This window comes from Calothrix sp. UHCC 0171 (assembly GCF_034931845.1).
Lineage (GTDB): Bacteria > Cyanobacteriota > Cyanobacteriia > Cyanobacteriales > Nostocaceae > Brunnivagina.
In genome coordinates this window covers 145,918-159,664 of record NZ_JAYGHN010000003.1, presented here as the reverse complement: position 1 = coordinate 159,664, position 13,747 = coordinate 145,918, and the positions used below count along the sequence as shown (strand labels likewise).

Below are 13,747 nucleotides of genomic sequence, written 5' to 3'. Positions count from 1 at the left end.
TCACTTTTCCTTTGAGACTTTATATCTTGACTTTTGTCATTATGTTTTGTTTTGACGATGAATGCAGTATTGAATCACACCATTTTTTAGGGCAGAATAAGAACAAGTATACTGCCCATAAATGTTATCTAGTTATTATTGACGTAACTCACTACTAAACTCATTGAAAGAACGTCGTTTCAATTCCACTGATTCTGTACGAGGTAACAAATCAAATATTTCTCGAAAGCGATCGTCGATTTCTTCAAAAGGAACTTGACCTTTTTTATTTAAAACAACTTTACCATCTGGATTAAACACTACTACTTGGGGAACCCCACCAGAATAGTAATAACCTGGTTCTGTGGGTTCATATTTTGCTTTTACAGGAATAGTATCGACATCAACTGGGATAATTTCGGTGACACGACCGTAAAATGCTTGTACCTCAGAACCGACGATCGCATATTTTTTGCAGTCGCTACTATCATCAACATAGAAGATCATAAATATTGGTTTATGTTCAGAAAGTGCGGTTGCCAAAGTTTCTTTAGGCGGAACTAAAGAACCATTACCCGCATAAACCACGAAAATATTACCGTCGTATCTGTCATCATCAGCACCCGCAAAGGCTGGCTGAATCATCAGAAAACAGAAACAAAGTGCTATTAACAAGCATTTAGAGACAAAATGCCGCCAGTCTGAGAGTATATTTTGCGATATGTTTGGGAATAAATTTCGCGATCGCCAATTAATGCAATTCATCAAAAAAACCTTTCAACCTTGATATTTATGGTCAATTTGTACTGAAAACAGCAGACTGGAATGGATAATGATTTACGCCTGCACCATTTTTAAGATAACAGGGAGTGGGGAGTTGGAACTGTGTAGACGTGAGATATCACCTCTCTACGGGTATTACTTTTCCCCTGTGTTGGGATTAGGAATGCTGGCTTTTTTGCTGAAGATTCGCTAAACTCTCGCTAGTTAAATTTGTGATTTTATTTTGACTGCTAAATAATTGCCTGAAAATTAGGGTACGGATGTGGGAAATAATATTGGTTTGATTGATAGATTAAAACTTGGTCTAGCTGTGTCGATCGCAAAAAGCGTAACTTTTGCAGTGCGAAGTCTGAAACTTGGTGCAGCAAGTGTACTCCCAGGTGCGATTGCGCGTAAGATAGAACCCCGTTTGCTAGAACTACTCAGTCGCCAGGTAAAAAATGGGGTGATCCTGATTGCAGGGACAAATGGTAAAACGACAACTTCGCTATTGTTGTGCGAAATTCTCGAACGCAAGGGTTTTCGTGTCGCCCATAATTCTACTGGTGCTAACCTGGAAAATGGTTTGGTGACTGCTTTGATGGAAAGCTGTGATGCTTTTGGTGGCTTAAGTGTAGATTATGCGATTTTGGAAGTTGATGAAAATATCGTCCCCAAAGTTCTCGCACCTATCCAACCCAAAGCTATTCTCGCTTTAAATTTATTCCGGGATCAACTCGACAGGTATGGGGAAGTTGATAGCATCAGTAAACGTTGGACAACAGCAATTTCCACCAATTCACCGAATACTACTGTGATTCCCAATGCTGATGACCCCACATTATCCTACCTTGGTCAGCAATTATCGCAAAAAGTTGTATTTTTTGGTTTAAACGAGCCAGAAAAATATTTAGCGGAAATTCCCCACGCAGTAGACTCAATTTATTGCCCAAATTGCGGTAATCCTCTCACTTATGCAGGGGTTTATTTGTCTCATTTGGGTGAATTTAATTGCTCTAAATGCGGTTTTCAGCGTAGCCAACCGGATTTAAATAGTAGTGAATGGTCGCAGGTTTTAGTGGGTTTATACAATAAGTATAATACCCTCGCAGCAGCTACAGCCGCTAGGGAATTAGGAATAGATGAAGCGACAATTCGTGCAACAATTCCCACTTTCCAACCAGCATTTGGTAGGGCGGAAGAATTACAAATTCAAGGAAAAAAAGTCCGCATTTTACTCTCTAAAAATCCTGTGGGTACTAATGAGACAATTCGCGTTGTGACTGAAAGTAATGACAAAACTACTTTATTAGTATTAAATGACAGAACACAGGATGGTGAAGATGTTTCTTGGATATGGGATGTAGATACTGAACCTTTAGTTCAACGCGGGGGAACTTTAATCGTCAGTGGCGATCGCGTTTACGATATGGCTTTACGTTTGCGTTATAGTGAGACTTCCCTTGATAGTAAAGTTAATTTAATTGTTGAAGAGAATTTAAAGGTTGCGATCGATAAAGCCTTGGAAAAAACTCCCGCTAATGAAATCTTGCATATTTTACCAACCTATACGGCAATGCTAGATGTGCGAGAAGTTTTAACTGGGAAGAAAATCCGCTAGTGGTCTGATTTGGAGATTTGTAGAGACATAGCCATGCTACATCTCTACTCCTAAATTACTGTAATTTGACAGCCGCACATTGTAACGGCAACACTTCCTCCAAAGTTAATTCATGGTCAGAAGTCAGATGACTATTACAACAAATAGTGCTGAAAAATACAGGTTGTCCCACCACTTCCGAAAAATGTTTTTCTAACAATAATCTGGAAGTAATATCGCCCAACAAATCAGCTAAATCTTTGGTTAATTGGTCTTTATCGTCTCGATGAACCATTCTATACCTAAATGGCTTTTCTCCAACAATTTCTCTAATCGCCGCATCAAAATGATCAGGTTTCGCATCAACATAGGCAAACGAAACTTCCTCAAGAAACTTCCAAGCAACAGGAAAAATCTCGCGAATATTTTCGAGATAATTTCCACCCTGATAAACCAAAGTCGCAGTTTTACAGTCCATTTTTCCCTGTTTTAATGACTGGACAATACACAAAAACACCACTCTAAATCTAAGTATCTAGAGTGTATCGGCAAACTTGATTCAAAATAATTGGGGTGTTGAGTTTGCACCCATAAAATATTTGTGCAATAATTCTTAGCCATCATATAACTATAAACGACGTGACTAAGGTAACATTTAGATTGTTTTTAGATTACGCACATCGCAATTCTAAAAAACACTGTTTATGTAAATACTTAGTTACAAAATCATTATTTCCTAATCTAAAATCCTAAATCTTAAATCCGAGAGGGGTATATGAACTCGCAACTATACACATTAACGATTGGCTGGCTGTATCCAAAACTGATGAGTACCTACGGTGACAGAGGCAATGTCACCACGATTGAGAGACGTAGCCAATGGCGTGGTTTCGATGTGAAAGTATTACCCCTTGATCAAGCAGCAACAGCCGAAGAGATAAAATCAGTTGATATTATTGTTGGGGGTGGCGCACAGGACAGACAGCAGGAACTTGTCATGCGCGACTTAAAAGGTGCAAAAGCTGAGGCAATGCGTGAAAAACTTGACAACGGGACACCCGGAGTTTTTACCTGTGGTTCCCCTCAATTACTTGGACATTACTACGAACCTGCTGCTGGCAAGCGTATTGAAGGTTTAGGAATATTGGATTTAGTTTCCGTACATCCTGGTGAAAATACCAAGCGCTGTATTGGCAACTTGGTTATAGAAGTTACAGCCAAAAAGTTGGCACGCGACTTAGAAGCAATGATTGGCATGAAACCCTATTTAGTAGGGTTTGAAAATCATGGGGGAAGAACCAAACTAGGAAAAACTGAAGCTTTAGGAAAAGTTATCTATGGCTTGGGTAATAATGGCGAAGATGGAACCGAAGGTGCTTTTCATCAGAATGCGATCGCTACCTATTCCCACGGTCCATTATTACCTAAAAATCCTTTTGTTGCAGATTGGTTAATTCAAACAGCGTTGCGGCTGAAATATCAACAACCCATTCAATTATCCCCCTTGAATGATGAATTAGCGCAGTATGCCAGAGAAGCAATGTTGAAGAAGTTGAAAGTTGAATTACCAACAGAAAAACAACGATTGCCAACCGTTGTCTCATAAATCTTGATTTTTCGTGGGGAGAGAAGCCCGGTTGCTGGGATTGTCTATGCTGAATTGGGATTCTGCATGGGGGAGAAACCGGGTTTCAAAGACTCCTCAGGTTATGCAATCCTACACAGGACTTAATTCCTTTTCATGCTGGGGATTTGCTTCGGGACCATCGGCTTCTGATGGTGGCACAACTTGCCAGAATTTTGCTAGGTATTCTTGCCAGTGTGCCAAAATCATCTTCGCTTTTGGTGAACCTGTGCGTTCTAGATGTGCCTGAATCAAGTCTTGGAGTTGCTTTTCTCCAGCTTGGGTGGTTATCCGTTGAATCTTGACGATTTCTGAGTTGACTAATTCGGAGAAACCACCGGATTCATCCAAGAAGTATCCTAGTCCTCCTGTCATTCCGGCAGCAACGTTACGTCCCACTTTACCCAGGACGACAACTACACCACCCGTCATGTATTCGCAACAGTGGTCTCCTGCTCCTTCAATCACTGCCGTCGCTTGGGAATTACGCACCGCAAAACGTTCCCCTGCTAACCCATTGGCATACAAATATCCACCTGTTGCCCCATACAGACAGGTATTGCCAATAATCACATTTTGTGCTGGGTCATATGTGGCATTGGCATGAGGTTTGATGATGATTTCACCACCATTCATCCCTTTACCCACATAGTCGTTTGCCTCACCTTCCAGAGTCAGAATCATTCCCGGTAAGTTAAATGCACCAAAGCTTTGTCCGACGCTACCGTTGAAGTTGAGGTTGATTTGCCCCTGAAAACCATTATCGCCGTATTGGGATGCGATCGCACCTGCTAATCGAGTACCAACTGTGCGATCGGTGTTGACTATTTTGACGTTTTTGGTGATGCTGGATTGGTTGCGAATGGCGGCTTGAATCTCTGCATCGGCAAGTAATTGGTCATCAATAACATCTCCATTGCTGTGGACGACTTCGTGCTGTAACCAAGTCCGGTTTTCGCGGGTGTCGGGAAGCTTTAACAAGCAATCAAGGTTGAGTGCCTGGGTTTTGGTTAAGTTCGCACCTGCACGGGTTGTCAATAAGTCTGCACGTCCGACAACATCGAGCAAGGAACGATAACCCAAACGTGCCAGCAAACTCCGAACTTCTTCAGCAATGAAGTAGAAGAAATTCACCACATGCTCAGGCATTCCATTAAAACGTTTCCGCAGTTCTTCTTTTTGGGAAGCGACACCAACAGGGCAATTATTGGTATGGCAAATCCGCGCCATAATACAACCTTCGGCAATCATGGCAATGGAACCAAAACCGTATTCTTCGGCACCCATTAATGCACCTATCAATACGTCCCAACCACTCTTCAAACCACCGTCAACCCGGAGAATAACTCTGTCGCGCAGTTGATTTTCCATGAGGACGCGGTGGACTTCTGTTAATCCGAGTTCCCACGGAGAACCTGCGTGTTTAATTGAACTCAAAGGTGATGCGCCTGTACCACCATCATGCCCGGAAATTTGGATAATGTCGGCGTTGGCTTTGGCTACCCCAGCCGCGATGGTGCCGATACCTATTTCCGCAACTAACTTCACCGAAACCTGTGCTTGCGGGTTAATTTGGTGCAGATCAAAAATTAGCTGTGCCAAATCTTCAATCGAATAAATATCGTGGTGTGGTGGTGGTGAAATTAATGTGACACCAGCTTTGGAACGCCGCAACATGGCAATGTAGGGACTAACTTTTGCACCTGGTAACTGTCCACCTTCACCCGGTTTTGCACCTTGAGCAATTTTAATTTCGATTTGCTTGGCACTCATTAAGTATTCGGGTGTCACCCCAAACCGTCCCGATGCGACTTGTTTGATGGAACTCGTGGCAGTGTCGCCATTCCGTAACCCTTTCAGATGTGGTAAGATTTGCGATCGCCCATCTTTAACATCATCGACAACTTTGTAGCGTACCGGGTCTTCACCACCTTCACCTGAGTTAGATTTACCGCCAATGCGATTCATGGCGATCGCTAGAGTTTCGTGGGCTTCCCGCGATAGCGCCCCTAAGGACATGCCACCAGTACAGAATCGCTTGACAATGTCGCCCACTGATTCCACTTCTTCAATGGGGATGGGCTGGCGATCGCTCTGGAAGTCGAGTAAATCTCGCAATGCAGTTACAGGACGGTTTTGTAGGTGTTTCTGGTAAACTTCGTAATGGTCATATTGCTTGCCATCAACAGCTTTGTGTAGCGCTTTCGCCAGTTCGGGGCTGTTCATATGGTACTCACCACCGGGGCGATACTGAACAAAGCCCAAGTTTTCCAACTTCTTAATGTTGATTTCCGGGAAGGCTTTACAGTGGAATGACAATACTTCCTGAGCGAGTTCGCGGATACTCAAACCACCAACACGGGAGGTTGTACCCCGGAATCCTAATTCTAATAAATCTGCTCCAATCCCTATGGCTTCAAAGATTTGGGCTGCTTGATAACTCGCCAGCAAAGAAATACCCATCTTCGAGAGAATCTTCAATAAACCAGCTTCGACAGCTTTGCGGTAATTCTTCTGGGATTTCTCCAAACTCATCGCCGCAATCTTACCCCGTTCCATAAATTGCTGGGTTCTGGGGTCTGCCCACCAATCCTCTACCGTTGCCAATGTCATGTAAGGACAAACCGCATCAGCCCCGTAGCCAATTAGACAGGCGAAGTGATGCGTACTCCAACACTGAGCAGTATTAATGACCAGGGATGTTTGGGTTCTTAAGCCTTGTTTAATCAGGTAATGGTGAACTGCTCCCACTGCGAGTAAGGGAGGAATGTAGGTATTTTCGCTGCTGGCTCCTGCGTGATTTTGGTCACTGAGGATTAAAATTTCCGCACCAGATTTCACGGCTTCTGCGGCTTGTAATTGCAATGCTTCCACTGCCGCTTTTAAGCCATCGGGACCGGAGGAAATAGTAAATAGGGTGGATAATTCTTGGGTTTGGAAAGATGACTTTTTAATCGCGGTTAATTCATGGATTAGTAAAACTGGTGAATCCAATTTTAACCGTCGGGCGTATTCGGCTTTCGGGTCGAGTAAATTGCCCCTTGCCCCTAATTCAACCTTCAATGACATTACCAAACTTTCCCGCAATGGGTCAATTGGGGGGTTTGTCACCTGGGCAAACCTTTGTTTGAAATAGTCATATAGTAGGTGCGGTTTTGTGGATAGTACCGCTAGGGGGATATCGTCACCCATACAAAATGTTGGCTCTTTCCCATCCTGCGCCATTGGCTGGATAATCATTTCCACATCTTCAGTGGTGTAACCAAAGGCTGTTTGCTGACGCAGTAGGGTTTGACGGTCGATAGTTACTTGTCCTCTGTCATTGGTGGCTTTGCCATTTCCATTGACTGATGACAAATGACCATTCCCGTTCCCATTCCCGTTTCCATTCCCGTTCCCATTCCCGGCAACTATTGTGTTCAGGTCTTGACGATATTGACGCAACCATTCGCCGTAGGGACGTTGCTTAGCAATACGCTGCTTAATCTCCCAATTTTTCAGAATTTCCTGACTTTCCAAGTCAACTGCGATCGCTTGCCCTGGTCCTAAGCGACCTTTTTCCACTATATCTTCTTCGGGAAATTCAACTACACCCGCTTCCGATGCGACAACTATGTAGTCATCTTTGGTGATACAGTAACGAGCAGGTCTTAAGCCATTGCGATCGAGGGTTGCTCCAACTTTTTGCCCATCGCTAAACACTAGCAAGGCTGGACCATCCCAAGCTTCTTGCATTCCACTGTAGTATTCGTAAAAATCGACAATCTCTGGGTAATTACGTAGGTCTGGCTGGTTATTATACGCTTCAGGAACCATGATCATTAGGGCTTCCAAGGGGCTGCGTCCCGATCGCACCATCACCTCAAAGACATTATCTAATGTTGCTGAGTCACTATTATCAATTTGTACAAATGGTTTGAGTTCGTCAAAGCGGTTTTCCCAAATTGGATGATTCAAACTGGATTCACGCGCTGTCATCCAGTTAATATTACCCAGCAAAGTATTGATTTCGCCATTATGACCTAACAACCGCATTGGTTGGGCAAGGGGCCATTTGGGCATGGTATTGGTACTGAAGCGGCGGTGGTAAACGGCAAAAGCACTGGTAAACGCGGGATTTTTTAAATCCTCATAAAATTCGCCCAAAACAGCCGATCGCACCATCCCCTTATAAACAATAGTCCGGCTTGATAGGGAAGCAATGTAAAAGTCTGGGGAGATTTCAGCCACAGCTTTCACTAGCCGACGACGGGTAATATATAATTGCCGTTCTAATTCATCACCACTTTTGTCTGCTGATGTCAACAAAACTTGCTGTATTAAAGGCAAGTTTTCACGGGCTTGTATACCTAATAAATCTGGTTTGACTGGTACTTCTCGCCAGCCCACTACTGTTAATTTTTCTTCGGCGGCAACCTGAATAAAGATACTACGTATTTTCTCAGTTAGCTGTGTGTCTTGAGGTAAAAAAAGCATCCCCACAGCATTACTGCTATTGTTAGTAAAATCTTGATTGAGTGCCGTCAGTAAATGTATTTTATTTGACTCTAGTGCCTGTTGGAACAACTGCCAAGGAATCGCAGTCAAGACACCTGCACCATCGCCAGAATCGCGATCGGCACTGCAACCACCACGATGCTCTAAACATGTTAAAGCTGTTAAGGCTTTCTCGATAATTTCATGACTAGCTTGATTTCGACGATGGGCAATAAAGCCCACACCACAAGCATCGCGTTCTTCTACCAACCATCTTTGTCCTTGATACATACACCTGGATGAACTATCTGAATTTTCCGCAATTGTCATTGTCTGCTCTTGATTTGTTGACTCGTTATTCATAAACTATCCCTGATACCAACCAACTGTGATTTTTACCACCTGTTTCGCCAAAGTTTTTTCAACAAAGCAATGGAACACAGTCAATGGAAAATTTAGTTAATGTCGAAATTTAGAGAAAAAAAATTCTAACTCCGGGTTTTCTTTTTAAACTTTTACCCGTGTTAAAATCATACCGTTATTTTTGGGGTTTACCCTGAGTTCGGCGAACTACATTTCTCACCCAAACAATTTTTTATTTACGCCTTGAAACTATGTATTTTTCCAATTTCCTTATCCCAATCAAAACTGGCTTTCAGGCATAGTCTTTTGTGACATCCTGAATAAAGTTCGTGTCAAATTTTTCACTCGATTACCGAGCTGAAAAGCTTATCATTCAGCAACAAAATCAGCGTATTACACTACATACCCATTTGACAATTCCTAACTGTATCTTTTGTTGTTAACCGATTGATGTCGATTATCCTTTGTCACCTGCATTGCTACCAGTTCTACCCCACTTAAGTAGCAACCATGAGTGAGGACTGAACATCTTAAGTTCCCAACAATTACCAAGACCGTAGCCAATATTTGGCTTGTAGATATTTGGTTTGCACTAGTGTTGTTAGGTACATCTATAGCGCACTTTATAAATTAGGAAAATTACTTTTTGGCTTACAAGAGACAAAAGCCCATATTCACATTAACATGTTCTCGCTTAAAAGTAATGTCATTGTTTGCTGATATTCCCGAAAATAGCTCGGAAAAATGATCAAACCCTGTCTTGACCAAAAACTATCAATGCTCAGTAGCAAAAACATAATGCAAAAACCGCAAAAACACTTAGCTCTACCTTGCCAGGAAATCCTTCAAAAAGCTAATATCAAGCTTGATCGAAAATGCCTGTTATTAATAATTTCTAGCATACTGTGTTTAACAACTTACAATCATCCCGCGATCGCCCAAACGCAAATTCCTGGCAATCCAGGCATCAAAACACAACCGATAGTTAAAGGTGCGATCGCTAATGGTAATCAAATCTCCCTCAACGGTAGAATTCTTCCAGGTGCATGGCTACAACGCCAAGCAGGTAAAAATCAAATTACAACCCATATTGGGGATGGTTCCTTACAGCAGTTAATTGGTATAGAGCTATTAGATACCAACGTTCCCACAAAACAACCAATAAATTGGTTTTCCCCCAAAGCAAAACCACAAATTTTGACAGCCCAATTAGCGGGAAGTTATCGTTATCTAGATATTACAAATTTAGCAAAAACAGCAGGCTGGCAAATTCAACTACAAGGTAATATTTTAAATATTACTACTCCGCAGACAAAAATTACTAATATTCGCGAAGCTAGCTACATAGCAACTATGCAAATGTTGGTAAAAAATGAGAAACCACTAGCACCAGAGCAAGTATCAAAAGCTAAAATTGTTACCATCAATCTTGATCGCCCCACACCTTGGCAAGTACGCCAGGAACTACCAGTCAAGCGAGTTGTAGACCCCGACGCTGTTAATCCTCAACCCACAGCCCCTCCCAACCGCGAATGGACAATTATTCTTGATGGAATTGCAGACCCAGCATTAATTCAGCGTTACACACCAGTAACATCCCCATTAATTCCTCAACCAAACCCACTCCAACAACTACCAGTACCCCCCATCACCCCAACTCCACAGCCAGACACCACTGTCACACAGGTAGAAGTTGTTAATAATCAAACACTGATTCGTGTCAGTGTTCCCTTTGGCTTTGCCCCACGTATCCAATCGACATCAAATCCATCAGTTCTAAATGTAGAAATCCGTCCTGATGCATTATTACCGCGTAATATTACTTGGACACCAGGGTTACGCTGGCGACAACAATGGGTAAATTTAGGACAAGATAGCTTCCCAATTGTTTCCTTAGAAGCAAACCCCCGTAACCTGCAACTAAAACCCATAGTTTCTAATTCCGATACACTGATTGGTACAGCGCCCTGGATTCAGACAGCGCAAAAATACTTAGCAGTTGCCGGTATCAATGGCGGCTTCTTTAATCGTAATAATAGATATCCCTTGGGTGCAATTCGCAGTCACGGAAAATGGTTATCTAGTCCAATCTTAAATCGAGGTGCGATCGCCTGGAATGATTCTGGGCAATTTTACGTAGGTCGTCTCACTCTCGGAGAAACATTAGTCATTAAAGAAGATAATCCCACCTTATCCAGAATGCCGATGAATAGTGAGCAACCAATATTATTTCTCAATAGTGGCTACGTTCAAAGCGGACTTGCTCGATACACACCAGCCTGGGGACAGACTTACACGCCACTCACTGATAACGAAAGTATAATTGTTGTCGAAAATAACAAAATTACTCAGCAGCTATCCGCAGGTAAAGCCAACGAAAACCCCATTCCCATACCCACTTCTGGCTACTTACTCACCATTCGGGGCAAAGCACCCAGCAATTTTACTTTTCCCATTGGTGCCAACGTCAGCATTAAAAGCGGCACCATTCCCGCCGATTTTAATCGCTATCCCCATATTATTGGTGCGGGACCACTACTGGTACAAAATCGTCAAGTTGTGCTTGATGCCAAAGCCGAAAAATTTAGTGATGCATTTATTCGTGAAAAAGCCATCCGTAGTGCCATCTGTACAACTGCCAACGGTAATGTAATTATTGCATCCACCCACAACCGCGCTGGAGGAGCAGGTCCCACCCTCGCCGAAAACGCCCGACTAATGCAGCAAATGGGCTGTATCAATGCCCTCAATTTAGACGGAGGAAGTTCTACCAGTCTCTACTTAGGCGGACAACTAATCGATCGTTCCCCTAGCACCGCAGCCCGTGTTCATAATGGGATTGGTATTTTCTTGAAAAAATAGAGAGAACTCAGTAATTCCCCCTCAGCACTGTCTTTTAAAAACATCAAAATAAGTTTTGATTAAGTTCATGAAGAATTGGTATAGACACGGTAAATATGTCAGGTGTTGATTACACTGCCTCTTGTGATTTTGCTATGTTTACCAAAAGTGGCTGAATTGCTGATTTCTACGGTTGCGATATTGTGTCATTTTTTTTCATCAATTGATTATGTAATTAATTGGCTAATCACGTTATGTCCCCCAGAAAAGAGGTAACAATGGCTCAAGAGACAGCGCAGGTAAACACAATGCCCCTTCCGACTTCTGTAACTCCTCGAGGTGTAGCGGCTACAGAGTTGCGTCCTTGGGGTTCATTCACAATTTTGGAAGAAGGACGAGGTTATAAAATTAAGCGTATCGAGGTTAAACCAGGACATCGTCTCAGCTTGCAAATGCACCATCACCGCAGCGAACATTGGATTGTTGTTTCTGGTACTGCTAAAGTTGTCTGTGGTGACGCAGAAGTGCTTCTTAGCAACAATCAATCTACCTATGTTCCTCAATGTACAGCACACCGTTTAGAGAATCCTGGTGTTATCCCTCTGGTATTGATTGAGGTTCAGAATGGGGAATACTTAGGCGAAGATGACATTGTTCGCTACCAAGATGATTATGCTCGGACTGAGAAGAAGTAATTATTCCTGAGGACAATGGGCATCAGGTAATATGCTGTCCATAGCAGTTAGTTTTTGCTTAAAAGCTAACTGCAATCGCTTTACAGGGAAGGAAACTTAAATTTTTATTGCTCCCTATCCTGAGTTCAGGATATTTTCAGAATTGCTTTTGAGCATCAATATTTGGAATAATTATGATCACCCATCTGCAAGCTGAGAATCTAAGATGGGATTTTTAATGACCCATTTTTGGAGCGAAATTTATTTTGCCATTTAACCTATGATTAGCATTAGCCCAACTGCGATCGCGGAAATTAAACGAATGCAGTCAAAACAACAAAAATCAGACCTTTGGTTGCTTTTAACTGTGAAATCTGGTGGCTGTTCTGGATTATTTTACGATCTATCGTTTACAGAAAATCTGGCAAATAGCGAACCTACTTTCAACTGTAATGGCATCCCAGTGGCGATCGATACCGAAAGCCTCAGTTATCTTCACGGGTTAACCCTCGATTACTCAGAAGACCTCGTTGGTGGTGGTTTTCGTTTCCACAACCCACGAGCTACCTCAGTTTGCGGCTGTGGCAATTCTTTTTCCCTGGATAGCAATGTATAATCGGCAAGTCTCAATTACTTCTCCGACTCTAATCCGGCTTCATTCCCGAAACAAGTTAAAAATTAATCATCAAAATCCCAGTTATAGCAGCATTTAAGACCTGACCTAAAAATTAATTTGCAAAACAATCTTCAAAACGATATAATCAGGATTTGTTAAAACTTAGACCATAAACAGCTTTATTCGCTGTAACTCATGCCAACCATACAGCAGCTTATCAGAACCGAACGCGAAAAAGCGCGTCAGAAAACTAAGTCGCCAGCTCTGAAACAATGCCCGCAACGTCGGGGAGTTTGTACCAGAGTCTACACGACAACTCCAAAAAAACCGAACTCAGCGCTGCGTAAAGTCGCGCGGGTTCGCCTAACCTCTGGCTTTGAAGTCACAGCCTATATCCCTGGTATTGGTCATAACCTACAGGAACACTCCGTTGTGATGATTCGCGGTGGTCGGGTTAAGGATTTACCCGGTGTTCGATACCACATTATTCGCGGTACATTAGATACTGCTGGGGTTAAAGACCGCAAGCAAGGTCGTTCTAAGTACGGAACCAAGCGTCCCAAACCAGCTAAGGCTTAAGATGCAATTTCTTTTTGCTGACTCGATTAATCACCTGACAGTCTCTCGCGAATTTAGGTAGAATGGCAAAAGCAAAGGAGTCTGAGCGGTAGAGTTAGTATGCTGGCTTTCCACCCTCAGATTTGCTGCTTATAACTGATTTGATTTTAAATTAGTCCGTTGCGTAGGCGTTATTTTGATTCGCCTGCTAGTCTAATTGCAAAAATCAAGTTAAATTAGTAAAGCTTCCTCCG

9 protein-coding genes are annotated in these 13,747 nt (G+C 42.6%); 6 read left to right on the top strand and 3 right to left on the bottom strand.

The window, feature by feature from the left end; genetic code table 11:
- Nucleotides 1-135: 135 nt before the first annotated feature.
- Nucleotides 136-744, bottom strand: a complete 609-nt coding sequence (locus VB733_RS04110; protein ID WP_323338840.1) for a thylakoid membrane photosystem I accumulation factor — start codon at nt 742-744, stop codon at nt 136-138.
- Between the two features lie 280 nt (nt 745-1,024).
- On the opposite strand from VB733_RS04110, the gene VB733_RS04105 reads away from it, so the two are divergent.
- Entirely contained in the window at nt 1,025-2,362 is a 1,338-nt protein-coding gene (locus VB733_RS04105) for a Mur ligase family protein (RefSeq protein WP_323338839.1), read from the top strand.
- Nucleotides 2,363-2,417: 55 nt separating this feature from the next.
- On the opposite strand, the gene VB733_RS04100 is transcribed toward VB733_RS04105, so the two are convergent.
- Nucleotides 2,418-2,819: a hypothetical protein gene (locus VB733_RS04100; protein WP_323338838.1), complete on the bottom strand. Its 402-nt coding sequence runs from the start codon at nt 2,817-2,819 to the stop codon at nt 2,418-2,420.
- Between the two features lie 297 nt (nt 2,820-3,116).
- Between VB733_RS04100 and VB733_RS04095 the strand changes: the two genes are divergently transcribed.
- A complete protein-coding gene (locus VB733_RS04095) occupies nt 3,117-3,947 on the top strand; it encodes a type 1 glutamine amidotransferase (protein WP_323338837.1) in 831 nt (276 codons plus the stop codon).
- Nucleotides 3,948-4,058: 111 nt separating this feature from the next.
- Here the strand turns inward: VB733_RS04095 and gltB are convergent, their stop codons facing one another.
- Nucleotides 4,059-8,804 (bottom strand): glutamate synthase large subunit, encoded by a 4,746-nt coding sequence (gltB, locus tag VB733_RS04090; protein WP_323338836.1) that lies wholly within the window; start codon nt 8,802-8,804, stop codon nt 4,059-4,061.
- A gap of 798 nt (nt 8,805-9,602) precedes the next feature.
- Between gltB and VB733_RS04085 the strand changes: the two genes are divergently transcribed.
- The 4 genes from VB733_RS04085 (at nt 9,603) to rpsL (ending at nt 13,514) form a co-directional block, all read left to right on the top strand.
- Nucleotides 9,603-11,666 carry a phosphodiester glycosidase family protein gene (locus VB733_RS04085; RefSeq protein ID WP_323338835.1) on the top strand — a complete coding sequence of 688 codons (2,064 nt, stop codon included), beginning with the start codon at nt 9,603-9,605 and terminating at the stop codon, nt 11,664-11,666.
- A 257-nt stretch (nt 11,667-11,923) separates the two neighbouring features.
- On the top strand, nt 11,924-12,340 hold the full coding sequence (locus VB733_RS04080) for a phosphomannose isomerase type II C-terminal cupin domain (RefSeq protein ID WP_323338834.1): 417 nt from the start codon (nt 11,924-11,926) through the stop codon (nt 12,338-12,340).
- Between the two features lie 259 nt (nt 12,341-12,599).
- A complete protein-coding gene (locus tag VB733_RS04075; RefSeq protein ID WP_323338833.1) occupies nt 12,600-12,935 on the top strand; it encodes an iron-sulfur cluster assembly accessory protein in 336 nt (111 codons plus the stop codon).
- Between the two features lie 195 nt (nt 12,936-13,130).
- Complete coding sequence (rpsL, locus tag VB733_RS04070; RefSeq protein ID WP_096615860.1) at nt 13,131-13,514, top strand: 30S ribosomal protein S12; 384 nt, start codon at nt 13,131-13,133, stop codon at nt 13,512-13,514.
- The last annotated feature ends 233 nt before the right edge of the window (nt 13,515-13,747 follow it).